Annotated in this window: 29 protein-coding genes, 1 tRNA gene and 1 pseudogene; 18 read left to right on the top strand and 13 right to left on the bottom strand. The window is 35.3% G+C overall.

The features are described from left to right. Positions 1 to 50 precede the first annotated feature (50 nt). The 7 genes from rpsB to AAGD50_RS04850 are packed head-to-tail and all read left to right on the top strand — an operon-like array spanning position 51 to position 4,646. Entirely contained in the window at positions 51 to 899 is an 849-nt protein-coding gene (gene rpsB / locus AAGD50_RS04880; protein WP_010962661.1) for a 30S ribosomal protein S2, read from the top strand. Further along, positions 880 to 1,740, top strand: a complete 861-nt coding sequence (tsf, locus tag AAGD50_RS04875) for a translation elongation factor Ts (protein ID WP_006279981.1) — start codon at positions 880 to 882, stop codon at positions 1,738 to 1,740. The genes rpsB and tsf overlap by 20 nt, the downstream gene beginning before the upstream one ends. Before the next feature lie 16 nt (positions 1,741 to 1,756). After that, on the top strand, positions 1,757 to 2,494 hold the full coding sequence (gene pyrH, locus AAGD50_RS04870; RefSeq protein WP_400771558.1) for a UMP kinase: 738 nt from the start codon (positions 1,757 to 1,759) through the stop codon (positions 2,492 to 2,494). Between the two features lie 7 nt (positions 2,495 to 2,501). Further along, positions 2,502 to 3,059 carry a ribosome recycling factor gene (gene frr / locus AAGD50_RS04865; protein ID WP_264723666.1) on the top strand — a complete coding sequence of 186 codons (558 nt, stop codon included), beginning with the start codon at positions 2,502 to 2,504 and terminating at the stop codon, positions 3,057 to 3,059. 5 nt (positions 3,060 to 3,064) lie between these two features. Continuing rightward, complete coding sequence (locus AAGD50_RS06840; protein ID WP_039964055.1) at positions 3,065 to 3,328, top strand: hypothetical protein; 264 nt, start codon at positions 3,065 to 3,067, stop codon at positions 3,326 to 3,328. A 6-nt stretch (positions 3,329 to 3,334) separates the two neighbouring features. Next, positions 3,335 to 4,030 (top strand): polyprenyl diphosphate synthase, encoded by a 696-nt coding sequence (uppS, locus tag AAGD50_RS04855; protein WP_182309382.1) that lies wholly within the window; start codon positions 3,335 to 3,337, stop codon positions 4,028 to 4,030. Further along, a complete protein-coding gene (locus AAGD50_RS04850) occupies positions 4,020 to 4,646 on the top strand; it encodes a phosphatidate cytidylyltransferase (protein ID WP_264723665.1) in 627 nt (208 codons plus the stop codon). The genes uppS and AAGD50_RS04850 overlap by 11 nt, the downstream gene beginning before the upstream one ends. A 16-nt stretch (positions 4,647 to 4,662) precedes the next feature. On the opposite strand, the gene AAGD50_RS04845 is transcribed toward AAGD50_RS04850, so the two are convergent. Together AAGD50_RS04845 and coaD are read right to left on the bottom strand one after the other, a co-directional pair. After that, a complete protein-coding gene (locus AAGD50_RS04845) occupies positions 4,663 to 4,854 on the bottom strand; it encodes a zinc-finger domain-containing protein (protein ID WP_006279326.1) in 192 nt (63 codons plus the stop codon). Between the two features lie 68 nt (positions 4,855 to 4,922). Continuing rightward, a complete protein-coding gene (gene coaD / locus AAGD50_RS04840) occupies positions 4,923 to 5,429 on the bottom strand; it encodes a pantetheine-phosphate adenylyltransferase (RefSeq protein ID WP_015589048.1) in 507 nt (168 codons plus the stop codon). A gap of 79 nt (positions 5,430 to 5,508) precedes the next feature. Between coaD and AAGD50_RS04835 the strand changes: the two genes are divergently transcribed. The 3 genes and pseudogenes from AAGD50_RS04835 to AAGD50_RS04825 form a co-directional block, all read left to right on the top strand. After that, a tRNA-Phe gene (locus AAGD50_RS04835) sits at positions 5,509 to 5,581 on the top strand. Between the two features lie 228 nt (positions 5,582 to 5,809). Beyond that, a complete protein-coding gene (locus tag AAGD50_RS04830; RefSeq protein ID WP_375138385.1) occupies positions 5,810 to 6,673 on the top strand; it encodes a gamma-glutamyl-gamma-aminobutyrate hydrolase family protein in 864 nt (287 codons plus the stop codon). A gap of 221 nt (positions 6,674 to 6,894) precedes the next feature. After that, a pseudogene (locus AAGD50_RS04825) lies at positions 6,895 to 7,265 on the top strand (IS4 family transposase); the annotation flags it as partial. An 89-nt stretch (positions 7,266 to 7,354) separates the two neighbouring features. Here AAGD50_RS04825 and AAGD50_RS04820 read toward each other — a convergent pair. From AAGD50_RS04820 to AAGD50_RS04810, 4 genes are all read right to left on the bottom strand, one after another. Next, the gene (locus AAGD50_RS04820) at positions 7,355 to 7,519 is read right to left on the bottom strand and encodes an IS3 family transposase (RefSeq protein ID WP_080717614.1); all 165 of its coding nucleotides are present in this window, start codon (positions 7,517 to 7,519) and stop codon (positions 7,355 to 7,357) included. Continuing rightward, complete coding sequence (locus AAGD50_RS04815; RefSeq protein ID WP_156768661.1) at positions 7,509 to 7,673, bottom strand: DDE-type integrase/transposase/recombinase; 165 nt, start codon at positions 7,671 to 7,673, stop codon at positions 7,509 to 7,511. Before AAGD50_RS04815 ends, AAGD50_RS04820 begins: the two co-directional genes overlap by 11 nt. Before the next feature lie 84 nt (positions 7,674 to 7,757). After that, complete coding sequence (locus AAGD50_RS06835) at positions 7,758 to 7,973, bottom strand: IS3 family transposase (RefSeq protein ID WP_353286574.1); 216 nt, start codon at positions 7,971 to 7,973, stop codon at positions 7,758 to 7,760. 122 nt (positions 7,974 to 8,095) lie between these two features. Further along, a complete protein-coding gene (locus tag AAGD50_RS04810) occupies positions 8,096 to 8,398 on the bottom strand; it encodes a transposase (protein ID WP_151807816.1) in 303 nt (100 codons plus the stop codon). An 85-nt stretch (positions 8,399 to 8,483) separates the two neighbouring features. Here AAGD50_RS04810 and AAGD50_RS04805 point away from each other — a divergent pair, with 85 nt between their 5' ends. Further along, on the top strand, positions 8,484 to 9,077 hold the full coding sequence (locus AAGD50_RS04805; RefSeq protein ID WP_231115873.1) for a hypothetical protein: 594 nt from the start codon (positions 8,484 to 8,486) through the stop codon (positions 9,075 to 9,077). Positions 9,078 to 9,257: 180 nt separating this feature from the next. On the opposite strand, the gene gatA is transcribed toward AAGD50_RS04805, so the two are convergent. Further along, positions 9,258 to 10,727 (bottom strand): Asp-tRNA(Asn)/Glu-tRNA(Gln) amidotransferase subunit GatA, encoded by a 1,470-nt coding sequence (gatA, locus tag AAGD50_RS04800; RefSeq protein ID WP_010962643.1) that lies wholly within the window; start codon positions 10,725 to 10,727, stop codon positions 9,258 to 9,260. A gap of 389 nt (positions 10,728 to 11,116) precedes the next feature. On the opposite strand from gatA, the gene mtaB reads away from it, so the two are divergent. Then, complete coding sequence (gene mtaB, locus AAGD50_RS04795; RefSeq protein WP_010082135.1) at positions 11,117 to 12,343, top strand: tRNA (N(6)-L-threonylcarbamoyladenosine(37)-C(2))-methylthiotransferase MtaB; 1,227 nt, start codon at positions 11,117 to 11,119, stop codon at positions 12,341 to 12,343. Positions 12,344 to 12,409: 66 nt separating this feature from the next. Further along, positions 12,410 to 13,321, top strand: a complete 912-nt coding sequence (locus tag AAGD50_RS04790; protein ID WP_070357048.1) for an outer membrane protein — start codon at positions 12,410 to 12,412, stop codon at positions 13,319 to 13,321. A 7-nt stretch (positions 13,322 to 13,328) separates the two neighbouring features. On the opposite strand, the gene AAGD50_RS04785 is transcribed toward AAGD50_RS04790, so the two are convergent. From AAGD50_RS04785 to AAGD50_RS04775, 3 genes are all read right to left on the bottom strand, one after another. Continuing rightward, positions 13,329 to 14,816 (bottom strand): type II secretion system protein GspD, encoded by a 1,488-nt coding sequence (locus tag AAGD50_RS04785; RefSeq protein WP_015588942.1) that lies wholly within the window; start codon positions 14,814 to 14,816, stop codon positions 13,329 to 13,331. A gap of 134 nt (positions 14,817 to 14,950) precedes the next feature. Next, positions 14,951 to 16,315 carry an ankyrin repeat domain-containing protein gene (locus AAGD50_RS04780; protein ID WP_155968480.1) on the bottom strand — a complete coding sequence of 455 codons (1,365 nt, stop codon included), beginning with the start codon at positions 16,313 to 16,315 and terminating at the stop codon, positions 14,951 to 14,953. A 786-nt stretch (positions 16,316 to 17,101) separates the two neighbouring features. Next, positions 17,102 to 17,776 (bottom strand): septal ring lytic transglycosylase RlpA family protein, encoded by a 675-nt coding sequence (locus AAGD50_RS04775; RefSeq protein WP_010082236.1) that lies wholly within the window; start codon positions 17,774 to 17,776, stop codon positions 17,102 to 17,104. Between the two features lie 26 nt (positions 17,777 to 17,802). On the opposite strand from AAGD50_RS04775, the gene murC reads away from it, so the two are divergent. From murC to fumC, 4 genes are all read left to right on the top strand, one after another. Continuing rightward, on the top strand, positions 17,803 to 19,299 hold the full coding sequence (gene murC / locus AAGD50_RS04770) for a UDP-N-acetylmuramate--L-alanine ligase (protein WP_264724235.1): 1,497 nt from the start codon (positions 17,803 to 17,805) through the stop codon (positions 19,297 to 19,299). A gap of 4 nt (positions 19,300 to 19,303) precedes the next feature. After that, on the top strand, positions 19,304 to 20,578 hold the full coding sequence (eno, locus tag AAGD50_RS04765) for a phosphopyruvate hydratase (RefSeq protein WP_264724234.1): 1,275 nt from the start codon (positions 19,304 to 19,306) through the stop codon (positions 20,576 to 20,578). After that, entirely contained in the window at positions 20,566 to 21,588 is a 1,023-nt protein-coding gene (gene cgtA / locus AAGD50_RS04760) for an Obg family GTPase CgtA (protein ID WP_264724233.1), read from the top strand. The genes eno and cgtA overlap by 13 nt, the downstream gene beginning before the upstream one ends. Before the next feature lie 392 nt (positions 21,589 to 21,980). Continuing rightward, positions 21,981 to 23,375 carry a class II fumarate hydratase gene (fumC, locus tag AAGD50_RS04755; protein WP_077188081.1) on the top strand — a complete coding sequence of 465 codons (1,395 nt, stop codon included), beginning with the start codon at positions 21,981 to 21,983 and terminating at the stop codon, positions 23,373 to 23,375. A gap of 194 nt (positions 23,376 to 23,569) precedes the next feature. Here the strand turns inward: fumC and grxD are convergent, their stop codons facing one another. Together grxD and AAGD50_RS04745 are read right to left on the bottom strand one after the other, a co-directional pair. Further along, a complete protein-coding gene (gene grxD / locus AAGD50_RS04750; protein ID WP_006280013.1) occupies positions 23,570 to 23,893 on the bottom strand; it encodes a Grx4 family monothiol glutaredoxin in 324 nt (107 codons plus the stop codon). A gap of 15 nt (positions 23,894 to 23,908) precedes the next feature. Then, positions 23,909 to 24,127 (bottom strand): BolA/IbaG family iron-sulfur metabolism protein, encoded by a 219-nt coding sequence (locus AAGD50_RS04745; protein ID WP_341810017.1) that lies wholly within the window; start codon positions 24,125 to 24,127, stop codon positions 23,909 to 23,911. Positions 24,128 to 24,291: 164 nt separating this feature from the next. Between AAGD50_RS04745 and AAGD50_RS04740 the strand changes: the two genes are divergently transcribed. Next, positions 24,292 to 25,164 carry a P44/Msp2 family outer membrane protein gene (locus AAGD50_RS04740; RefSeq protein WP_080717615.1) on the top strand — a complete coding sequence of 291 codons (873 nt, stop codon included), beginning with the start codon at positions 24,292 to 24,294 and terminating at the stop codon, positions 25,162 to 25,164. A gap of 14 nt (positions 25,165 to 25,178) precedes the next feature. Here the strand turns inward: AAGD50_RS04740 and AAGD50_RS04735 are convergent, their stop codons facing one another. Beyond that, a complete protein-coding gene (locus AAGD50_RS04735) occupies positions 25,179 to 26,501 on the bottom strand; it encodes a malic enzyme-like NAD(P)-binding protein (RefSeq protein ID WP_264724231.1) in 1,323 nt (440 codons plus the stop codon). Positions 26,502 to 26,556: the final 55 nt, after the last annotated feature.

Raw genomic sequence — 26,556 nt, 5'->3', positions numbered from 1 at the left:
GTCCCATTAGGGTTATGCCATGGAAGATAAACTATTTGGAGGAATGATATATGACAAATTTGCCTAAAGTCACTGTGCGTGATTTAGCTGAATCTGGTGTACATTTTGGTCACAAAATTAGTCGCTGGAACGCAAAAATGGCTCCATACATATATGGAGTGCATCAAGAAAATCGTATACATATAATTGATTTGCGAAAAACACTACCATTGCTACAGGTGGCCATGAAGGCTTTATATGACGTTGCATTTCAAGGTGGTCGTATTCTATTTGTTGGTACAAAATTTCAAGCTTTTGATATTATTGCAAGTGAAGCGATTCGTTGTGGTCAATATTATGTGAATCATCGTTGGCTTGGTGGTATGCTTACTAATTGGGGCACTGTTTCTTCTTCGATAAAAACCTTGATGCAATATGAGAAAATATTAAATGACGAGGATAGCATTTTAACAAAGAAAGAATTGGGAAACATTGAAAAGAAAAAGCAAAAGCTTGATAAGGCGCTTGGCGGTATTAGAGAAATGGGAGCAATTCCTGATATCTTATTCATCATTGATACTAATAAAGAGCATATAGCGGTTAAGGAGGCTAAGAAGTTAGGAATTCCAATAGTTGCAATACTTGATACTAATTCTGATCCAGATGGTATTACTTATCTAATACCTGGAAATGATGACTCAAGAAAATCAATAGAGCTCTATTGTAAATTAGCTACCGACTCTATATTAGCTGGAATAGAGTCTAGTCTAGCAAAATCTGGAGTTAAGATTGATGATATAAGGGGTGATGAGTTTATTCAAGAAAAAGAAGATGGTATTGTGCAAACTAAAAGGAGACGTAGTAAAGTTTACAAAGAAGAAGAAAGGGAGGTAGTAACAAATGAAGATGAATCCAGATGATATAAGAGAATTACGTGATAGAACAGGGCTTGGCTTAAGTGACTGTAAAAAAGCATTAGAAGAATGTGATGGTGACATTAAGAAAGCCGTTGATAAGTTACGTACAATAGGTCTTGCTAAAGCTGACAAAAAATCTGATAGAGTAGCTTCAGATGGGCTCGTTGCTATGTGTTTGACTGAAAATTGTGGTGTATTGATTGAACTCAATTGCGAAACCGATTTTGTCGCAAGGAATGAGAAATTTATAGAGTTAGTTTTAAATTTAGCATCAATTGCTCATCAAGAACGCTGTACTAGCGTTGATGAGTTAAAAAATGCCAAGTATGAAAGCATTGGCACAGTGCAGGAAGCTATTATGAATGGTACGTCAGTTCTTGGTGAGAAGCTAGAGTTAAGCAAGCTTTGTTACTTAGAAGCTAAGGATGGAGTTATTGCTGGCTACGTACATGGTGATGCGCATGGCTTAGGTAAGATTGGTGCTTTAATTGCATTGCAATCATCTGGTGATAAGGCGAAGCTACAAGAGATTGGGAAACAAATAGCTATGCATGTAGTTGCTATGAAGCCTGAAGCCTTGTCTATAGATGATTTAGATCAAATGAAGTTGAACAACGAACGTTCTATAATTGAAGAGCAAGTGAGGAGCTTAAATAAACCTGAAGAAGTAGCAAAAAAAATAGTAGATGGACGAATGGCTAAGTACTATGAAGAAGTTGTTTTACTGGAGCAAAAATTTATAAAGGATGATAAGATGAAGATTTCTGATTTTATAAAATCAAGCGAGTTGAGTGCTGTTAAACTCTCTAATTACAAGTTACTTGTTTTGGGTGATGCAGATTAAATAGCAAAAAATGTTTATTTCAACAAATGAAAAAAGCGAAATAAAATATTCCAGGGTGTTATTTAAAATCTCTGGTGAGGCTTTGATGGGATCAAAGCAATTTGGTCACGATATGGAGACTATAGGTGAGTTATCTAAAGGCATAGTTGAAGTTTGTAATCTTGGAGTTCAGGTATGTATTGTTGTTGGTGGTGGTAATATCTTTCGTGGCACATCTGCGTCTTTAAGTGGTTGTGAAAGAGCAAGCAGTGATTATATTGGAATGCTTGCAACTATAATCAATGCTTTAATTTTACAAAACTTTTTAGAAAAAAATTTAGTAGCTTCTAGGGTATTATCTGCAATACCCATGGCCACTGTATGCGAACCTTACATCAGAAGGAAAGCTATTCGTCATTTAGAAAAAGGTAGAGTGGTAATTTTTGCAGCAGGCACAGGCAATCCATTTTTTACTACAGATACAACTGCAGCTTTACGTGCTGTTGAAATGAATTGTGATGTTATTCTAAAGGGTACGCAAGTAAATGGTGTATACTCCGCTGATCCGAAAAAAAATGAGGATGCTGTAATGTATGATAGGCTTTCTTACACGGATTTGTTGACTCGTGATTTAAAAGTTATGGATGCATCAGCAATTTCACTTGCTCGTGAGAATTCTATTCCCATTATAGTTTTTTCTTTGAAGGGAGAAAAAATAGTCAATATTATTAAGGGTCAAGGTACTTATACTATAGTTTCAGATTGTAAACATTAGGTAATTTATGTTAAATGAAATAAAAACTAAAACAAAGGACAGGATGCTAAAAACTATTCAGTCCTTTCATGATGATATTAAAGGTGTACGCACTGGTAGAGCTAGCGCATCGTTGCTTGATGGTATAGTTGTAAATATCTATGGTGGACATCAAAAGTTAAATCAGGTTGCAGGCGTTTCGGTTATAGATAACAAAACCCTATCAATTAAAGTTTGGGACATTAGTGTTGTAGGTGAAGTGAAAAATGCTATATTAAATGCTAACTTGAATTTAAATCCTGTTGTCGAGGGTAGCACCATACGTATAGCTCTTCCGGACTTGACACAAGAAACCCGTGAAAAATTAGTGAAATTATTGCATCAGTTTGCTGAAAATGCACGGATTGCCATTAGAAATATACGTAGAGATATTATGGAAGAAACAGAAAAAATGAAGGAAAATAAAGAAATCTCAGAAGATGATTTTCATGGTGCTAAAAAGGAAATACAAAATATTACTGATAATAATATAAAAAAAATTGATGGTGAATTGTCCATCAAAGAAAAGGATATACTGAATCACTAAATGATATGGAGAAAGCTTACATAGCAAATGATGTCATTCCAGTGCTTGACACTGGAATCCAGTCTTTACTATACAACTATCTGATGCACTTGTTTGAAATCAAATTTCCTGGATCCCAGTGTCGGAGCACTGGGATGACACCAATTTTGCATTCAAGTATCAACTATTGGTGTCACTACAGTAACTCTCTTCCTGTCATGCAAGTAGCTGACACCTTCCAGGTGTCCATTGAAATCCAAAAAATTTCACTCAAGTCAAAATTAGGTTAAATTTAAATGTTGAATCAAGAATCTTTACCGAAACATTTAGCAATTATTATGGATGGTAATGGTAGATGGGCAAACAATCAAGGAAGAGTAAAAATTGATGGTTATAAAAAGGGCAGTGAAGTTGCATACGATATTGCCAAGTATTGTACGGACCTAACCATACCCTACTTAACTTTGTATGCATTCTCTATGGAGAATTGGCTTAGACCCAAAAACGAAACTGACTGTCTATTTGATTTATTTTACTCCGTTTTAACTAATGAAGATAAAGTCAATTTCATTTGCAACTGTAACATTAAGTTGAATTTTATTGGCAATTTAAGTCTGTTATCCAGTAAAATATTGGATCAAATTAAAAAAGCAGAAGAAATGACACATAAGAACGATGGTTTATTACTCACTGTGGCAGTCAGTTACGGAGCAAAGCAAGAAATTACACAAGCTATAAGCAATATTATAAAAGAAAATATTGCTTATGTATCAGAAGAGGAATTTGAAAAATTTCTGTATACTAAAGATTTGCCAAAATTGGATTTATTAATTCGCACTGGCGGCGAAAAAAGGTTAAGCAACTTTTTATTATGGCAAGCAGCTTATGCTGAATTGTATTTTTGTGATACTTTATGGCCTGATTTTTCTTGTCAAGATTTGAGTAAAGCATTAGAAGATTATATAAAAAGAGAGAAAAAATATGGTAGATAATAATTTTATAATTAGAATGTTGTCCTCAATAGTAATATTATTCATATTTTCCTTTGCTACATATTTTAGTGATTTATCGTTTTACCTATTGATTTTTTCAATAGCAGTTTTATCTTCTTTTGAATGGTATAATCTAACCCAAGGAAATAAAATTTTATACGTTTTTGCATTATTATTGATTGCACTACCAAGCGCCTCATTAATATATTTATATAATCTACCACAGGGAAAATACGCATTAGTATGGTTCGTCTTAACCATTTGGGGAATTGACGTTACTGCCTACCTATTTGGCAAGAATTTTGGTGGAGCTAAAATTTGCCCAATTCTTAGCCCTGGAAAAACTTGGACAGGACTTCTTGGTGCGATTTTAGCTGGAGTAGTGTGCACAATTTTTGGATCAATATTTTTTGGTCTATTTTCAATTTTTTATTCTCCAATCATTGGCCTTGCAATTGCTATTCTAGCGCAACTTGGCGATTTCACTGAGTCGCTTGTTAAAAGAGCTTACGGTGTTAAAGATAGTGGAAATATGGTACCTGGCCATGGGGGAGTGCTCGACCGTATGGACAGTTTCATTTTTACTGCCCCTCTTATTGCTATTTACATAAGCTAAGCCTGCAGAAGTGCCATTAGAGCTCATCCCTAGTCAGCTCCCCAACCGCTTCTACAGTGCAGTCATGGACAAACGTCTTTTCACAATAAGGGCAGGCTATTTCCTCTTCTTCTCCCATATCTAAATATATTAATGGATGGCCGGAACCCTCATCATTCTCATCACCATGACAACAAACTTTTCTATTATTAACCCTCACTTTTGACATGCTGCTCCTTTAGCTTATAACATTTTATATATTGAATATACCCATTCAGAAATAAAAAACAACAAGCACTATTCTCCATTTTTTATCCTATTCAGGTTAATCAATTCGTTTTGAACACCTTTTGATACAAATTTGCTAACATCTTCTCCTAATCTTGCTATTTCCTTTACAAAGCTTGATGAGATAAATTGAGTATCTTCAGAAGCGGGAAGAAATATGGTTTCGATTTCAGGAAGAAGTTTATAATTTACCCAACTCATTTGAAACTCGTAATCAAAATCCGACACTGCTCTTAATCCTCTAATAATAACAGAAGCATTCTGCTCTTTGGCAAACTTCACTAGCAACCCATTAAAAGATATAACATCTGCATCAATTCCTAGTCCTTTGATTTCATTTTCAGCCATGCTTGTGCGTAGCTTTGTGTCAAAGGCAGTATGCTTATTAACGTTTTCTGCAACTCCTATTATTAATTTATCGACTAGTTTACACGCTCTTTTGATTATGTCAATATGCCCAAAAGTTATAGGGTCAAATGTGCCAGGGTAGATTCCTATTTTGTCATTAATGTTCATCCTTTATTTTTATAAACTACTTTAAAAACTTTTGATAGACATAATAACATTTTTTATCTAAAAATAAAAGTATACAGTTGGCCTGATAGCTCAGTTGGTAGAGCAAAGGACTGAAAATCCTTGTGTCGCTGGTTCGATTCCTGCTCAGGCCACCTTCTCTTTCTTACCAAATTTACCTTTTTGTTGTAAAACGTTCTATAATATGTTATGATATTGATATAAGTGTTGAGAGGGTAAACTATATGTATAGATATTATAGCAGAATATTTAATATCTTATTAATTATAGTGCTATTATTAAGCAATATTACTTATGCTGGCGTTAGTGAAAAACCGGCATCTCAACATGTAACCAGAAAAGAAGAACCAGCGTCAACTGTCTTGACGGCAGAAAATACAGTAAATAATGACGTAGTTGTTGGTTTGTTGAAAACGGAAGAAGCACATGAACTTGGGCTATCTCAAAATATCTATGAGATGTTTAATAACTTTGTGGTTAAGACTGTACTGATTGATTATAATAAGATAATTAGCCTTAAAAAAATTCAGACAGAGTCACTTAATCTCGCAAAACAAGATAAAACATTGGCAAAAAAGCTAACATTAGACCGAATAAAAGTTGAAGTTGCACAATTCATTAAAGAGCACAAAATAAATAGGATATTTATTCCGGATAATTTACATTCAGCACCCACTCCTTATCGCCAGCTTGTTACTGAAGCAATTGTAAAAATAGTTGATGATAACCCTGCAATTCATTTACTTGGCATATGTGAAGGCATAATGAATGCAAAGGGAATTGAAGTAGTGAGTGTTGTGAGTGATGAAGAGAAGCAAAGATCTCATTTAAAATCAGCACCTAATCCACAGAAAGAGGATGTACCTCTCCAGCAGATAAAGATCGTTCCAAATAGTCGTTTAGCAGAAGTAGTAGCCAAATTCCTAATACCTAATGAAAATGGCTGGTTTTCAACATATTTTCCAGATGCTCATTCAGGAGCAGTAGGTAATACACCAGAAAATAGAAGAAAATTGGAGTCACTTGGATATAAAGTTGCAGCATTTTCCAGTGAGGGGGTAATAGAGGCTATTGAAGATAAGCATGGTAATGTTCACTTTCAAAGTCATCCAGAAGCCCTTGTTGTGAAGTCAGATAAAAACCTCTATTTATCAAATCACAAGGAACGTCAAGTGTCTACACTAGTTGCTATAGCGATTATGAATGATTTTCTTTATCGTGCTTAATGGCTATAGCTTTAGGCTTACCGACGATTTGATAAACGATAGATTTGTCATGTATCCGTTCAGGCAATGGCGTCAACTTAAGGAAAAATATCAGCGATAGTGTATAAAATTTCTCTCCAAATTTTTTATCATTAAATTATCCAAAGAGTGCAAGGGACAGCACTTTTGTTTCTATTTTATTGCAACAAAAAAGTTTAAAATGTGTCTTTTTTAGGTGAGGCATGCAAAAAGGAAAAGATCTTATCTTACAAATTAAAAATGCAATATACTCGAAAACTTTTCAGAAAATCCATTGTGTTGAGTTTTACACGAACAAGCTTTTTCGACAGTATTTTCTATGATTTTAAAGTTAGTTAAAAAAAGTTTGGGAATAGAATGTAAACTTATGGAGCCATTGACATGTACCCTCAAAGCAAGCTTTTTCTAAAGCAAGGTATAAGATTTGCCATACAGGCTTTCAAGAATTTAAGCATCCAAACAGCCTATCAGGATGAACCTGAGTTGGAGAGGCTATAGACTTATTGCAGCAGATGGTTCTGGTATGAGATTACCCAGCTCTGGAGAAATTGTATCCGAGTTTGAACCAAATGGAAACTGACCTTACCCAGAAAAAGTGGAGAGAAAGTTTGGAATGTTTTTCACAAAGAGAATGATGAATCAAAATGCTCAGGAATGCAATAGTTAATAGTGACGTTGTTTGTTATAAAAAATTTCTATGTATTCAAATATTGCAGTTCTAGTTTGTTGAGCAGAGTGTTGTGAAGTATCAATAAGTATTTCTCTTTTCAATGAGCTAAAGAAGCTTTCCACAACAGAATTGTCGTAACAACAACCTTTATGACTCATCTATGTTTTTTATGGATAAGAGATATTGATAACCTTGCGAAGTATATTGTGAACCTTGATCACTATGTAATAGTAGATTTTTGGCAGGTTTACGCTTGTTAACGGCCATTAATAAAGAGTCCATAACCAATTGTTTATTTATTGAACTGCTCATTAACTACCATGCGTGAATATAGATCGATTATTGTTGCCAAATATAGCCATCCTTCTTTGGTTTTTATATAAGTAATCCCATACTTTATTTGGTTGATCGACAATAAAGTTTTGGTCTAATATATTGGGAGCTACTGTCCGTTTGTTGTTTCTTAATTTTAAATTTTCTTCTCAATATAGCCTGAATACCATTTTTCTGCATAATACTTTGCACTGTTTTTAAGTTGCAACTTTTACCCAAAGCCTTCAATTCAGCATGAATTTTAGGAGCTCCATATCTACATTTAGAAACTTGATATATTTTTTGAATAGCTGCGAGTAGCTCTTTATTTGCTGATTCTCTACTGCTTATTTTTCTTGTGGTCCACTTATAGTAGCCACTAGCAGAAAATCCTACATAATTCCTGTACTTTATAGCAGTTACTATATAAAAAAATATTTTACTCTTTTTGACTGGCCAGGGCTTTTTTTTAAATGTCTCTTTCCCTTGTTACTCTTGCTTTGTAAATCAAACCTCTCTTTGTCGTAAGGAGCCATGTTACCTCTACCTGGAAATGCATTTGCCGCTGACTTTTTTTCGTTATATTTCTTCATCCATTTTCCTAATACACTATCCCTTATTCCTAGATCTCTTGCTACTTTTGCAACTGGTTGACCTACCTTTCTTTGTTCATTTGCCAGCTTAACAGCTTCCAATTTGAATTCTGCCGTATATTCTCTTACCATTTCTAATCCTCCAAAATTTTATTTTACCCGAAAAAACTCCTTTCTTTCTCTCCACTTTTTCTGGGTAAGGTCAGTATGGGAAAAGGTGAAAGATGTACTAAAAAACCCAGAGATGATAAAAAAGGAATACCAACGTAGAGTATTAGAAAATAAAAATGATGAATCATCAGAGAAAAAGTTTGCAAGAAGAGAAAATCAAATAAAAGAAGGTATCGAAAAATTAATGGAAGATTATTATAGTCAAGAAAATGCAGGAGAGAAAGGATATATAAGCGAGGAAGAATTTAAACAGACAATGAGAAAAATGAAAGAACGCTTACAAGGGATAGAAGAAGAGAAAAAAAAGGTAGTTGATCAGAAGGCAGTAGAAAAAGGAATAAGTCTTATTATAAATAGCATAAAGAATTTTTATTCTAGTGTAAAATCGAACCTGGAACAGCTAGATTGGCAAACTAAGCGCGGCATTATTAAAGCATTAATAGGACAAATTAACATTGGTTGTGATCAGGTAGAAGTAGGATTTCAGATCGAAGAACCAGCACAGGATGGGGGAATTCTTAATTTGTATCATTGTACTACACATCGTAATAAGGGGGTTGGCAAAATGTGTCAAGCAAGTTTTTTCGTTTCTATAAATCTGGATTTCAGCGTTATGCGCTGGAATGACAACGTGAGGTAAATTTTTCAACATCCCAAAATTACAGAATTCAGTCTGTTTAATTAAGTGTGAACTGTTACACGAAAATTTTGTAAACAGATTAATATACCCTGTTTTTGCTATTCATCTAAAAATGGAATCATAGAGTACGTTGAGGAGCGTAAGCAAATTTTAATGCAAAAATTACTATCAAAAAATAGATTATGCAAGAGGTCTAATTATTCTGCCGCAATTTTGCTCTATCACACTTGCCACATTTAATATTCCAGCTTCATCATAATAATTTCCAATCACTTGCAAGGCAAGTGGTAAACCCTCATTGGAGAGCCCAACAGGAACAGAAATAGCAGGCAATCCTGCCAGACTTGCCGGCACAGTAAACACATCATTGATGCACATAATTAGCGGATCTGGCTTTTCATTTAAGCCAAAAGCTTCTGTTGGAGCAGATGGCACAAGTATGTAATCTATTTTTTCAAACGCTTTTATAAAATCATTTCTGATTAATGCCCTGATACACTGTGCTTTTTCGTAATATTCATTGTAATGACCTGAGGAAAGCGCATAAGCGCCAATTAAAATTCTTCTTTTCACCTCTTTACCGAAACCTTCTGCTCTTGTTAGTGAATACATTTCTTCAAGGGTATCAGCATCAACCCTGAACCCATAACGCACACCGTCATAACGAGCAAGATTGGATGAAGTTTCAGCAGAACAAATTAAATAATAGACTGGTATTGCATATTTAGTATGTGGCAGAGTAACGTCAACAACTTCAGCGCCATTTTCTTTTAAATAGGAAGCAACTTTCTCCCAATTATGGACTATTTCCTCTGAAATTCCATCCATCCTATATTCTTTTGGTATACCAATACGCTTACCCTTGACATCACCATTTATAAAGCTAGAAAATTTAGGCACTGGCTTTTCGCTTGATATTGAATCTTTTGTATCATAGCCACAGATTGCTTCCAGCATTAATGCTGAATCAGAGACAGAACGAGTAATGACTCCTGCTTGATCTAGAGAACTCGCAAATGCAATCATACCAAAACGCGAGCATCTTCCATAAGTTGGCTTTATTCCAACCACTCCACAATAAGCTGCTGGTTGGCGCACAGATCCACCGGTGTCACTCCCTAGTGCTCCAGCGCATAAAAATCCAGCCACCGATGCTGCAGATCCACCAGATGATCCACCAGGAACAACTTTTTCCCCATCGCTTTTTCTAATCCACACATTTTCAACAGGGCCAAAATAGCTATTTGTGTTCGCAGAACCCATAGCAAATTCATCCATATTAAGCTTACCGAGCATGGCTGCTCCACTTTTTAAAAGCAAGTCAGACACCGTAGATTCGTAAGTCGGAACGAAATTTTCCAGCATTTTTGAGCATGCTGTTGTTTTTATTCCTTTTGTACAGAATAGATCTTTGATGCCAACTGGTACACCCATGAGCGGCGAGATTAAATCATCCTTTTGCCTAGAGAAATGTTCATCTGCAGCTTTAGCAGCTTTCATTGCTATCTCTGGGGTTTTTGTTATAAATGCATTTAATTTCTCATTTTCAACCGCACTGATGTGCGCCTCTACGAGTTCAACGGCAGAAAAACTCTTTTTTTTGAGCCCGTCATGCATTTGTGTAATACTTAACTTTCTTAGTTCATTCATCAATATTTAATTTTTAGCAAGACGTTAATTATAACATGGCACGATAAAAAATCCATACATTTATAGTTACAGCTAGAAATGTAGCTAAGGTAACTTAGATTCACCGACAATCGTCATCCCGCTACTTGTTAGCGGCTAAGAGATACCGCAGCGGTATGACGTAGAAGCTATACTTTTATACTCACCAACTCAGTATCCAATCCGGATTGTATCTTAAAAAGGTCAAAAGACTATAATAAGCAAAGGAGTGATACTGTGTCTGAGTGAAAATCGTTGAGATCCCAGTGTCTGCTGCTTGCATAGCATTTATTTACAAAAAAATAGTCATGCAAGAGACTTTGCTTGGATATTTGATATAATTTAGGTCTATTAAAGCAAAAAATACTAACATGAATGAAGTGATAACATTTGGTTGTCGTCTAAATTTTTACGAGAGCGAGTTAATCAAAGAAGCATTAAAAAAAGCAAAGAGAGAAAATGTTGTTGTGGTGCATAGCTGTGCAGTGACAAACGAAGCAGAACGTCAGGTAAAGCAAAAGATACGTAAGATTTACAAAAATGATCCAAATAAAGAAATTATCGTAGTTGGTTGTGCTGTTCAGTTGGATCCAGAAGTTTACAGTAGCATTCCTGGTGTAAGTAAAGTGCTCGGTAATCAAGATAAGCTAAAAGCTGAAAATTACTTACTAAATGACGATAAAATCTTGGTCAGTGATAACCAAGTAGAACCTGTTCTAATTAATGGATTTGAAGATAAGTCAAGGGCATTTATTGAAATTCAAAATGGTTGTAATCATAGCTGCACATTTTGTTCAATTACTGAGGCAAGAGGGAATAATCGATCTGTGCCAATAAACAGTATTATAGAGCAAATCAGGATCTTTGTAGAAAATGGATATCAAGAAGTAGTGTTTACAGGGGTTGATATTACTGACTTTGGTACAGATTTGTTGGGTAAGCCATCACTTGGTTCAATGATTAGGAGAGTTTTAAAGGATATACCAGAGTTGAAGAGGCTAAGACTTTCCTCTATCGATGTTGCTGAAGTTGACGACGAATTAATGGATTTAATAGCTAATGAGTCAAGACTTATGCCTCATTTACATTTGAGTCTACAATCTGGTAATAATTTAATACTAAAGAGAATGAAGCGTCGTCACAACAGAGAACAAGTGATAGAATTTTGTCATAAAATGAAGAGCTTGAGGCCTAATATAGCATTTGGCGCTGATATTATTGCTGGATTTCCAACAGAAACTGATGAAATGTTTCAGGATACAGTTGATTTACTGAAAAAAACAAATATAGTTTACCTACATGCTTTTCCATATTCAGAGCGGAAAAATACACCTGCTGCACGAATGCCACAAGTACCAGAGAATGTGCGTAAAGAACGAGTAAAAAATTTAAGAGAAGTAAATAAAGAAATTATGAGCAGTTTTTGTCAATCCTTGATCAACACTAAGCAAAGTGTTCTGGTTGAGCAAAATAATGTCGGTAGAGCAGAAAATTTTGCATTAATAAAGCTTGAATCAAAAGCTCAAGCCAAGAGTATTGTGAAAGTTAATGTTAAAGGAGTGGAAAATAATTATCTAATTGGAAATATTTTTTCTTAATTTTTGTACATTGAAGAAATATACGATATAGTAATTATACTGTAAATGATAATTGTGAATTCATTTATGATAACTAGAATATCTATTACTTTATTTTTGATTTTCATTTCATGTGTCTATTTTTTTATTACTTATATTAGTAATGATACACACATTGAGCAAGTACAACCCTTAAAATTAGAAACAGACAATAATAAAAGTGTGATACGTTCTGAGGAGGTTACTGCAAAAGAAATACCAATAAAATATCAAGAACTTGAAAGTAGTCCACCTTCTGTTTTCCAAGTAGCTGATCAGAAAAATATGTGGTCACGTATTGCAGATCAAGCTGAGCCTACAAAAGAAAAATCAAAAAAACTTGATTTTTATGTTAGCGCTAACGGTGGTAAGGTATACCATGATAATTCAGAAATATTTGTAAAGGGTATACAAGAAATAGGAAAAAGAGTCCTAACTTTAGTTGAAAGTCATTATGGTTTTATAATAAAAAATATAGTGGCAGATGAAATTAAAAGTATACAGCAATTTGATGGTAAAATTGATTTCCAGTGGTTTAGCAGCATGTCTTTAGGTTACTATGCTGGAGAAAATGGTAAAATTGATTTTGAAGCCGCGTATTCTATAGCCAATATTGAAGATAGTAATTCTCCTCCGGTATTTGATAAATCAGCAAGTATATTTGCGTTTTTGTTAAACTTCTATTATAATCCCAGCGTTCAGGATACACAATTTGCTCCGTACATCGGTCTTGGTATAGGACCAACAGTTTTTAGATTAAAAAGGATTAATGGGTCACCCCAAAATTCAATGCCACTGAATGTTCCTTGGTTTGCTTATCAAATAAAACTTGGTGTTGATTATTCAATAATCCCAGAAATCAAAACCTTTCTCGGCTATCGTTACTTTAGCGTTCCGATACCTGTTGCAGATGACATATCTACTCACAATATTGAAGTTGGTTTGATATTTAATTTTTAGTGATAATTTAATATATATATAAATTCTTATCTTTTCTATCTAACAAACCAAATGTTGGTACGATTGTTGCTTTTAAAAAAATGACAGTTTCTACTGTTCTAATATTATTCGCTAGCCTTTTTGATTTCTGATGCAATAAGCTTTGCTTATCTTCTCTATGTTCTATAAGCCCGCCGATTACCATAATTTCACCGCTCTTAATTTTTAACATAGAGTTCATTTCTCTGATTTCAACAATTGGAATGTCGCTATTTAATTTCATTTTACTCTGCTGTGCGACGTACTCTATATCTGGATCTTTAGTGTAGCCGTTAATTCTTGATAAAGTTGGATGTATATCCATGAATATTTCACTAGTATCAATGTTAATGCTTGGGTGGATTATTAGCACAACACCTATTGGGACGCTATTCATCTTGGTAATTAAGGTCTGATTAGAGTTTCTAGTATCTTTTTGTATATCGGAGGTAAAATAAATATGGTTTTTAGTAAATGAAATCATCGCTTGCTGATTATTTATAGCATGTACTCTGGGGCTTGAAATTACAGTTGAAGTGCCAAATTTGTCTAAATTTTTTACTAAATCTCCTAGATCATTTGCACCAAAGTTCATTGCTAGGTTAATAATGGAGTTATCTTGATTTATTATAGACTTAGTTCCATCTTGTAAGTCATTTAAGTTCATACCAGAAAGGTATTTGTCATCTAGCACAACTTCAACTATTTTTGCCTCTATCATTACTTGAGAAGACGCTAACTTCTTAACCTTATTAATATATTCTTCAACAGCTTTGTGGATATCTTTTCTAGCATTCAAAATAATAACACCAGCTTCTCTGTTGGATGAAAGGAATTCGCCATCATCCACCCCGTTAACATCCATTATTGCATTCAAGCCTTTTTCTAATGAATTCCATAAGTCACTACTGTATTGAGACTTCATAACATTGTTATAGTCCCTATCAACGTTACTTCCATCACTGTTAGTAATATTGTTATTAATGACGAAACTGCTTTGAGCAGAATGTTGAATATTGATGAAGTCTACGTAATAATTTTGTGCGTATGGCAAGTCCTGCTCAATTCTAATTACACCATTACTTGTTGAGTAACGCAGTTTGGCGCTATTTGCTATACTCTGAATTACTTCGTTTATATCCTTATCTTTTAGCTTTAAAATAATATTACCTGATATTTTTGGGTCCATATCCAAGTTAACGTCAGAAAGTTTTCCTATCTCAATCAGCAAATCCTTTACTGATACTTCTTCACTAACATTAATAGAAATAAGCTGATTACTGATTGTGAGATCGGGAAACTCTATTGGTAAAGGCATAATTTCTGGTATTGCCGGTTCATTAATCTCCAAAGAGGTGTTATATTGTTGCAACGGATAATCGTGCTTATAATTGTCTATGTTAATAGGATATTGCTTGGTAGGTAGATGTGTGCAAGAAATAATGAAGAGGAGTATTAAGCATTTAAAAATAGCCATTAGAACAGCATACAAAATCTATACTAATAGATTTCTATAAAAATATTAAAAATGTATTTAATCTCATTTTCATCGAGCAGATAATTGTCGTGTATTAGCTTTGGCTATGTATTTTTTGTATACTCTTCTTGTACTTAAATGTAGACCAGCATAGCCCTAATTTTTTTATATATTTTACTTCTTTCTCTGTATTTAATAATAGGCTTGAAAATAAATGGTAAGCCTATAATTGTTAAGCTTAGAGCTAGGGTTGAAAGTATACAACAGGCTTTGTGTTTACTATGTAGCTCTTTCAGGTAAAGCATCAAAAATCTACAAAATTTTTTGTAATTTTCTTCGATGTTTTTTTTGCTATGAGCCTTGCTAATGAACATATCTATTGCGGTATGACCGTTATTGCACTTAATGTTAAGGTCTGCACCTTTTTCTGTTAACAACTGAGCTATATCAAAATAATCCTTTTGAACAGCAAGATGTAGAGGTGCAAAACCTTGTTGCTCACAAATGTTCATATTGGCTCTAACTTCCAATAACATTTTCACAATTTGTGTATGGCCTTTTTTAACTGCGAGTAGCAAGGGAGTTCTGTTACATTTAGTAACAGCATTAACGTTTACCTTAAGCTTCAATAAGAGCTTAACTGTTTTAGTGTTACCATTATGGCTAGCTTTATGCAGCCTAGCGTTACCATTAAAATCTTGATCGTTTGCTTCTATTCCCTTTGAAACAAGAAATGTTACCATTTTTCTATTATTATGCTCAATAGCGCAATCTAACGCATCAAAACCATGGTTGTTTTTTGTGCAAAAAAACTCTTTAAGTTTAATTTTATCGTTACTTGCTTGCTGTTTTTTTGCAATAAGTTTTACTATTTGCATTTTGTTGTTATACGCTGCTAGGAAAAGCGTAGTGTTATTTTCTGCATCTTTGGCTTCTATATTTGCACCTTTCTTTATCAGATATTCTATAATTTCTGCTCTGCTGTCATAATGTGCAGTGCATTGATAAATGGTTAAAAACAAAGGAGTACGAAAATTGTTATCTTCACATTCGAGATTTGCTCCGCTATCAATTAAAATTTGAACACTTTTTTTAGAACCGTATAGTGAAGCTATATGAAGAGGAGTATAGCCCTCTTTGACATCTTTTTCATTAATTTTTGCGCCTTTTGTTATCAAAAAATCTATTAATTCCGTGTCATCTTGTAGTGCAGCAAGGTGCAGTGGAGTGAATCCATTTTTATCCTTGGAATTAATTGTCAGTTGGTTAACAAAAAGTTTAGCAACTTTCTTGTGTCCATGCATAATGGCGTAATGCAGAGGGTTTCTATTTTCGTTGTCTACGACATTGAAATCAGCTTCGTGCTCTAGTAATGACTTTACTCCAACTAAATCGCCTTCTTTTGTGAACTTATGCAAGAGAGTGATTCCACTTGCATCTTTTGAGTTAATATCAAATCCATTTTCTACTAATTGGTTTATATCTTCCTCACGCGCCATATCACTTAAATCTCTAATTAAACTCTTTTCGCGTTAATAATACTCCTACTTGATTAAGTTTAAATGAATCTGTGAGAAATGGCTAGTGCATTCTTGCATAACAAACTTTTGGCAGCGCATTGGATGAAACGAAAAACTTACTTGACAAACTCCGCCAGCCCTCTTATCATGAAACTGAAGCTATTTATTTATCTTCGCAATCTCTGCAGTGGATTAATGACAAAAAACTTAATGTATTTGGCGTAAATCATGCTTAATTTTTTGCACTATGTGCACCTCATGTCTTTATAAAACTTTTAGGTTTCTACCTATACAAGCCGAAACGCGCTTATAAAGTGTTTAAGACAGTAAAAGACGTCAAATAGACAAGGGAGAATTTGAATACTAGCTACCCTAGGGTTTCTTTGCCTTTTTTTTCATTTGGTAAATTTCTTAATATTTATAGCTAAACGACAACTGTCATTCCTGTAAAGGTCAAGTATCCCGCTACTTGTTAGCGGCTGAGATACCGCGAATGAATCGCGGCATGACGGTTCGCGGTGGCATGACGATAAGCTCGTCATCCCGCTACTTGTTAGCGGCTGAGATACCGCGAATGAATCGCGGTATGACGGTTAGCGGTGGCGTGACGATAAGCTCGTCATTCCGCTACGTGTTAGCGGCTAAGAGATATCGCGGTGGTATAGCTATAAATTGTTGATATCTTTTTTATATCACATTTTTAACTTACAATAGTTAGCCAGCGTTCCTTACATTAACCAAATCTTTCAAATTCTGCACTCACCACTACCTATAACTCACTTTCACGCAATATTGATCGTTCTTAAAAAGCAATCTAACATTTTTTATTCCTTGATTGCGAAGCTTTGATGCAGCTGATTTAGCAGCCTGAGCACTTTTAAAAAATGCAACATATCCCTTACTTTCTGCACTGTCTTGTTTCGGATGACGTTTCTGCATTTCTTTTTCATATTGCTTTCTGTAATGAGGAGTATTTTGTATCAATTGTTCTGACATCTTTCTTAGGTATTGAACTTTTACTTTTGCAAGCCCAGATTTATGAAATCCTAAGACTTGAGCTGCTTTTTCTGATAAGTCTATTATTCTGCCTTCAATAAAAGGCCCTCTATCGTTAACCCTTGTAACAAGCTTTCTTCCATTTTCTAAATTAGTGACAAGAACAAAGCAGGGTAAGGGCAAAGTCTTATGCGCTGCAGAGATCAAGTGACGGTTAAACGCTTCACCATTTGCTGTAAGTGTGCCATGATCTTCTATTCCATACCACGATGCTATCCCTATCTCTTCATAGTGTTTACAGTTTTTTGGATAATAAGTTATACCATTTATTGTGTAGCTGCTGCCAATTTTATAATGACCTGCAGTGCAGTTAAACCTGTTGCTAAAACTGCAGCTACTTATCAAAACAAATATTAGACATAGAAAGGTTAGGTTTTTTATCATTGTATTCGGTAAGAGGGTTCGATACTATGAGGATTTTAAATTATACTATAATAAATTTAGTAATGAGTAAACATCTACTGCTAAATATTAACAAAACTCAAAAAGGAATAATACATATTATTGGTATAGGTGGAATCGGAATGAGTGCCATTGCTGAAATTCTTCACAATTCCAATTGCAAAGTTCAAGGCAGTGATGCGCAGTCAAACAACAATGTAGATAGATTACAAAAGCTGGGTATAGAAGTTTACATTGGTCACAATGCTGATAATATAAGCCAAGCTCAAATAGTTGTATATTCTTCTGCGATAGAATCTGATAATGTGGAGTTAATTGCGGCAAAAAATAACAATAAAATCGTTTTGCATAGATCAGACATGCTTGCTGAACTTTTAAGAGATAAATATGTGATAGCGGTTTCAGGTTCAAGCGGAAAGACAACAACAACCGCTATGATTGCTTCCATTTTTGATCATTCTGGCATTGATGCGACTGTAACTGTAGGAGGGATATTAAATTCCTATAAGAGCAACTTCAAACTTGGAGGGAGTGACACTTTTCTGATCGAGGCTGATGAGTCTGATGGAACTATGCTAAAAATCCCTGCAAAGATTGCTGTCATAACAAGTATCAACAATGACCACATAGATTATTACGGCACATTTGATAATATCAAAAATGCATTTTCCCAATTCGTGAATAATGCAGGTTCTGCAGTTTTACCTGATTCTGTAGACATCGATTATGATGCGGGTAATTCTATAACGTTTGGGTTTGAGAATGGTAGCATAAGAGCCAGCAACATTAAACAGCATGCTAACAGCATAGAATTTGATGTGTTGAACAACTGGATTCCAGCATTACGTGCTGGAATGACAAAAGGAAAGTGTACAGAGATGTCATCCCAGTGCGTGACACTGGGATCCAGCCCTTTAAAAAACATAGTACTATCAAATGCAATTGGAATTCACAAAGTAAGCAACGCCCTAGCTGCAATATCAGTTGCGATAAAGCTCGGAATTAGCGATGCAGATATTAAAAAAGGCCTTTTGGAATTTCAAGGAGTAGCAAGAAGATTCTCTTTGATTGCCGATATTAAAGGTGTTAAGTTAATTGAGGATTATGCCCATCATCCAAATGAAATATATGCAACTTTAACGGCTGCACGTTCGATTACTAAAGGAAAAGTAATAGGAATTATCGAACCACTTCGTTTTGCCCGCATTCGTAATTTTTTTGATGAATTCATACGAATTTTCATGATGTTTGATTATGTCATCCTCACTCCTGTTCATCCCCCAGAAGACAAGCCTATTCCTGGTTGTGGGATTGATGATATACAAAAAGCTTTAATCAGTAATGGATTTAATAACACAAAAATTATGAATGATGCTTTGCTCATTTCACATTTTATTAGTGATTCGACAAGTCCAAGTGATATAGTATTATTTATTGGTGCTGGTAGTAATATAGCTAAATTGGCAAAGGAAACTGCAGCACTTATTGCGGAAGTTAAGGTTTAATGTAATGAATAAGATAATCAATAACGTATTTGCAAGAGAAATTTTAGATAGCAGGGGTTACCCCACTATTGAGGTAGAAATTGAGCTCTGTGATGGTGCAATAGGCAGGGCATCTGTACCTTCTGGAGCTTCAACCGGTAAATTAGAAGCCTTGGAACTCAGGGACCAAGATGAGAAAAGGTATTGTGGTAAGGGAGTGCTGAAAGCTGTTCAAGCTGTAAATGGGATAATAGCAGATGAAATCATTGGAATGAATGCAGCGGACCAAAATGCAATTGATAAAGCATTAATTGAACTGGATGGAACAAAAAACAAATCAAAACTTGGAGCAAATGCAACTTTGGGTGTGTCTCTTGCAGTTGCAAAAGCAGCAGCAAACAGTTTCAAAATGCCGCTATATAGATATTTGGGAGGAAAGCAGACGAGTGTTATGCCGGTTCCACTCATTAACATAATTAATGGTGGAGTACATGCAGACAATAAGCTCGATTTCCAAGAATTCATGATTCTTCCGGTCGGTGCTGAGACTTTCAGCGAAGCGATTAGAATATCTGCGGAGGTATTCCACAACTTACGTAGCATTCTTAAGAAAAAAGGTTATAGCACAAATGTAGGGGATGAAGGTGGTTTTGCACCAAATATTGAAAGTACTGAAGAAGCACTTGATTTGATCATATACGCTATAGAATCAGCAGGTTATTCAGCGCAAAGTGATTTTGCACTAGGCCTTGATGTTGCTTCATCTACTTTTTATGAAGATGGAATTTACGAATTTGAAAGTAAGGGACTTACTTCAAAAGAATTGACTGAATACTATTGTGACCTTGTGGAAAAATATCCAATAATTTCTATAGAAGATGCAATGAGTGAAGACGACTATGAAGGTTGGAAATTACTTACTGCAAAATTGGGGAGTAAAATTCAATTGGTTGGGGATGATTTATTTGTTACAAATTGTGAACTAATAGGCAAAGGAATAGAAGAAAAAATGGCAAATGCTGTACTGATCAAGCCAAATCAAATAGGGACGTTAACAGAAACTTTTGCTGCAATTGAAATGGCAAAATCAAATGGCTACAAAGCTGTGATTTCTCACCGCTCAGGTGAAACAGAAGACACAACAATATCTCATATAGCAGTTGCATCAAATTGCGGGCAAATAAAAACCGGATCGCTATCGCGTTCTGATAGGCTTGCGAAGTATAACGAGCTAATCAGAATAGAAAGCACATTAGGAAAGGATGCTAAATATTATCGTGGGTTAGCATGGGTTTTATAGACGAAGTAAAATTGTGTTTAAAAGCCGGTGACGGTGGTGATGGCTGTGCAAGTTTTCGTCGAGAAAAGTTCGTTGAATTTGGTGGTCCAAATGGTGGTAATGGAGGAAAGGGTGGAAACATAGTTTTCATCAGCGACGCTAATCTCAACACTTTGCTTCATTTTCGTTATAGAAGACACATTAAAGCAGATAGTGGAAAAAATGGTGCAGGCAGGGATAGATCTGGCACAGCAGGGAAAGACGTTATACTTAAAGTTCCAGTCGGTGCACAAATAATTGATGAAGAAAGTGAAGAGATAATAGTAGACCTTGACAAGCCTGGTATGGAATTTCAAGTAGCACAGGGTGGAAAAGGTGGACTTGGAAATACTAATTTTAAATCTTCTACTAATAAGGCACCAAGACATTTTACTTACGGTCAGCCTGGCGAAGAAAAACATGTATTATTAAAACTAAAAGTTTTATCAGATGTTGGAATTATTGGCATGCCAAACGCAGGTAAATCAAAATTTTTGACTCGCTGCTCAAATTCCGATACAAAAGTAGGCGATTATCCATTTACCACCGTAAGACCCCACTTAGGTGTGACAAAAGTGGATGATAGCGAAGTTGTAATAGCAGATATTCCTGGAATAATTACTGATGCTCACCTTGGAGTTGGGCTCGGGCATAAATTTTTAAAGCACATAGAAAGGTGTCAAATTTTACTTCATTTAATCGATGTAACTCACGATGACGTTGTTTCGGCTTATAGTTGTATCCATAATGAATTGGAACTTTACAATAGTGATCTTGTTGAAAAAGAAGAGATTGTAGTATTAAACAAATGCGACTTATTGAGGGAAGCAGAAATTCTGGAAAAGAAGAATCACCTAGCTAATTATCTCAATAAAGAAGTGCTGTGCTTATCAATTAATGGTGATTTACAGCCTATTTTAAGATTATTAAGTGAAAAATTGAAAAAGAGTAATTCTAAGGAAATCGATGTATATGATCCTTTTAAAGCGTAAATTTTCTATTTATGGATGTACAAGAATGGTAGCGTGCAACCAGAACTAAGCGTACAGCTGTGCAAACATCGTGATTTGAGTCCACCAGAAGGGTGTCATCCCAGTGCCCAGACACTGGGATCCAGGAATTTTATTAAGTTGGTAAGCATAAAAGTAGCCGTTTTATGTTAAAATACAACGTTTTAATGATTATGAAAAGGCTGGATTCCAGACTGGAATGACACCATCATAAAGTGAATCAGTGTCAGCTACTTGCATCTACCATGCAAGTTACCTGAAAATTGCAATGTTCGTACACTTGACTACTTGGATCTAGTATGATTTAATTAACCAAGAAGTAGGCATGAAAAAATTATGTAGTGAACCAGTTTGCATAACACCAGGAGGAAAATATGGATAGAAAGACGAGAATAGAATCAGACAGCTTAGGGGAAGTAAAAGTACCAAGTGAACATTACTGGGGAGCGCAGACTCAGCGTTCTTTAGAAAATTTTAAGATTGGCACAGAAAAAATGCCAGAGCCTCTGATTAAAGCATTAGCAATAGTAAAACTTGCAGCAGCGCGTGTTAATATGAAACATGGTGTTATAGATGATAGGGTAGGGGACGCAATTTGCACAGCCGCGAGGGAAGTAATAGATGGCAAATTTAATAATGAATTTCCGCTTGTTGTTTGGCAAACCGGATCCGGAACGCAGACTAATATGAATATGAATGAAGTGATCAGCAATCGTGCAATAGAGATTTTAGGTGGTAATTTGGGTAGTAAATCTCCAATACATCCAAATGATCATGTGAATTATGGTCAGTCGTCAAATGACACCTTTCCAACAGCAATGCATATAGCAGCAGCAGACCAGATAAACCGCTTGCTTATTCCAAATCTTGAAAAATTGCATAAGGTGCTGGATAATAAGGTTCAGGAATTTAAAGATATAATAAAAGTAGGACGTACTCATCTGCAAGATGCAACGCCCCTAACACTAGGACAGGAGTTCTCTGGCTATGCAGTCCAGATTAAAAAGGGGATAGAGAGAGTAAAATCAACTTTAAGTGATATATATGAGCTTGCACAAGGTGGCACTGCAGTTGGCACGGGACTCAATACTAAAAAGGGTTTTGCTGAAGATTTTTCAAGCCAAGTTGCAGAAATTACTAACCTTCCATTTACTTCAGCAGGCAATAAATTTGAAGCGCTAGCAGCAAATGATGCTTTAGTTGAGCTCAGTGGAACACTCAATACAGTAGCAGTCAGTTTAATGAAAATTGCAAATGATATAAGGTTGCTTGGTTCTGGTCCAAGATGCGGAATTGGGGAAATAATGTTACCGGAAAATGAGCCTGGTTCTTCAATTATGCCAGGTAAAGTGAATCCAACTCAGTGTGAAGCGGTGACTATGGTATGCACTCAAGTTATGGGAAATCATGTTGCTGTAACCATTAGTGGTTCAAACGGTCATTTTGAATTGAATGTGTTTAAGCCAGTGATAATTTACAATGTTTTGCAGTCTATAAGACTTTTAGCTGACGCAAGTTTAAATTTTACAGAAAAATGTGTAGTTGGTATTAAAGCAAATGAAGAGAGGATAAAAGATTTACTGAATCAGTCGTTGATGTTGGTCACTATATTAAATACGCATATAGGGTACGACAATGCAGCAAAAATAGCGAAGCTTGCTTATAAAGAAAATATCACTCTAAAAGAAGCAGCAGCAAAACTTCAACTGCTCACTGAGGAAGAGTTTGAAAGGATAGTGAAACCAGAAGAAATGGTAAATTATTTGTAACCGCTCACACTTAATTCTTCAATCTCACTAATAGAAAGGCCAGTAAACTTGACAATAGTGTTAACATCAACATTATTATCTTGCTTTGTCTACCTTATTTTGCCGCTCCCCTGAACGGATACGATTTAAGACATAAGATCCTTTTTCATAGCTATACTACGTTATCCAGCGTCTGGGCACTGGTTTCTTGGTACTTATTCCGCAATAATTTTTTTTTCCTTCAATAAACTTTGCAGTTCGCCTTTTTCGTACATCTCGCGAGTGATGTCGCAACCACCAATAAACTCTTCCTTTATATATAATTGTGGAATTGTTGGCCAATCAGAAAACTTTTTTATAGATTCACGTATTTCATCATTCTCCAACACGTTAATATACTTAAACTTCACGTTCAATTTTTTTAGGATTGACACGACGAGTCCAGAGAATCCGCATTGAGGAAAATCAGAAGTGCCTTTCATATACAATACCACATCATTTTCTGTTATATCTTTTTTTATTTGTTCAAAATTGCTCATAAATTCACCTTATTTTTAAGTATTAGTTTCCAGTTGCAAGGCGTGTATAGACTGACCTTCCAGAGCTTTATATACCATTTTATGCTGTTCTATTTTTGTCTTTCCAAGAAAACACTTGGAGTTTATTTTTAAATGATAATGGTCATCATCTCCAGCAAGATCATGAATCTTTATATCAGCGTCGGGGAACGATTGTTTGATGATCCTCTCTGATTCGTGAATTGCAATAGTCATTGATTTGCTTTAAATTACAATACTTTCATTATAAATCTAAAACGATTGAGCGCAATAAAAAGTTGCTATCATAAAAAATAGAAGCATACTATAATAATGGAATGACAAGTTATGCAGGGAGGCTTTGTGGTGGGCGAAAGATTTAAATTCACATATCTTTGGTTTTGCTAACTTTTTCATTTAGGTGCTTATCTTACGATGATAAAATAAATAACTTAGAGAATGTTTACATCAAAGCTAACTATTTTGGAGCATTCTTCAATGCAATAGGTTCTCTAGAAGGAAAAGAAGATGCAGGTGACAATATAACAGAGGGGGTTTTTAGTTTTAATAAGAAGGAGCGAATTGAAGCTGGATACAGTCCTAAATATGTTCCAGGGTTTGCCGGTAGTGCTGCAATAGGGTATTTATTCAAAAATATGAGAGTTGAGTTTGAAGGCTTATATTCTCAGACTAACTTATATGATGAAGATTATTCAGATAAGAAAAAAGCAAGATATATTGAACTTCGTCGTCACAATGATGCGTCTACTGGAGCGGAATGCAATTCACCTTGGAGAAGTGGAAAGGTTGATATTCACATTCAAGAAAATTGTAGTGTTGAAGCAGAGTTCAGAGCTGCATTTAAGATGAAAAATGAAGGTTTTAATAACTTAGCTGGAATGGTCAATGTATATCGTGATTTTAATATAGCAAAAATGCCATTCACCCCATATGTTGGTATTGGTGCAGGTGTAACTAGGGTTAAATTTCTAGGAAAAACCAGATATGCCTTGGCTTACCAAGCAAAACTTGGTATCAATCACCAACTTACAGCACAAACTCAAGCATTTGCTGGTTTACGCTATTTTGGTATCCTTGATAACCAATTTAAAGATATTGTACCAGGAATAAAGATACTAGCTGGTGAAGGATATATTCCTGCCGGTGGAGGAAGTAAAGTTGATGAAACTGCACGTGTTGAATCAACAACTGCAACCATTACCAATAGGTTTGGCATATATGGCTTAGAGTTTGGGTTGGTTTATCACTTTTAACTTTATCCAATAAATTACATATGTGAAGATAGTAAATTCAGCGTACTGAGAACATTAGAAAGACGAGATTTTAATTGATTTTCATATTTACTCCAATCTTGTATTGCCTTTCTTGCAACACCTGAATCAACTGCGGCTTTTGCAACAGCAGGAGCTACTATAGAAATTAATCTTGGGTCAAATGGAGTAGGTATTATATATTCACGTCCATAGCCCATTTTACGACCGCCATAGACTGCAGATATCTCACCTGGTACTGGCTCACGGGCAAGCTTTGCTATTGCATCTGCAGCTGCAATTTTCATTTCATCATTTATTGTTGTTGCATGTACATCAAGTGCCCCTCTAAATATATAAGGAAAACCCATTACGTTGTTGACTTGGTTGTTGTAATCTGACCTACCAGTTGCAATTATTGCATCTGGCCTCACAGATTTTGCAAACTCAGGCCTTACTTCTGGATCGGGATTGGCAAGAGCAAAAATAATCGGGTCTTTGCCCATACTCTTTAACATCTCTTCATTTAACACATCTTTTGCAGATAGTCCGATGAATACATCAGCGCCTTTTATTGTATCAAGTAGAGAACGTTCGGAAGTATCAATTGCATATTTTTCCTTCCACTCATTCATGTCCTCGTTTCTACCTTTGTATATTACTCCTTGCTTATCACACAGCACTATATTTTTAGCGCCCATGGACTTTAGTATTTCTAAACATCCAATACCGGCTGCTCCAGCACCATTCATAATGATCTTAACGTCCTCTAATTTCTTTCCGACAATATCAAGAGCATTTTCTATACCAGCTGCAACAACCACTGCAGTTCCATGCTGGTCATCATGGAACACTGGAATATCCATCAGTTCATTCAGACGTTTCTCTATTATAAAACAATCGGGAGATCTTATATCCTCTAAATTTATCCCCCCCCAACTTGGCCCAAGGTACCTTACTGCATTGATAAAATCTTCTATATTTTCTGTACCAACTTCTATATCAACTGCATCAATATCAGCAAAACGCTTAAATAAAACAGCTTTGCCTTCCATGACAGGTTTTGCAGCAAGAGGACCGATATTACCAAGTCCAAGCACTGCAGTGCCATTTGAAATGACAGCAACACAGTTGCTTTTTGCCGTATAATCATAAACAACCTCAGGATTTTTAGCTATTTCAAGGCACGGAGCTGCAACGCCAGGGGAATAAGCAAGTGACAAATCATACTGGGTAGATAAAGGTTTTGTTGGCATGATTGAAATTTTACCAGGTTTACCACCTCTACTGTGATAATTAAGTGCCTCTTGTTTTGTGGTACTATCTAAATCATCGTTCATCATTACATCCTTATATTTTAAGCTTGTATTTTTTAAGTATATGGAGTTTTTATAA

It is taken from the genome of Wolbachia endosymbiont (group A) of Apotomis capreana (assembly GCF_964027025.1).
Taxonomy (GTDB): domain Bacteria; phylum Pseudomonadota; class Alphaproteobacteria; order Rickettsiales; family Anaplasmataceae; genus Wolbachia; species Wolbachia pipientis.
This window is presented reverse-complemented; position numbering and strand designations above follow the sequence as displayed.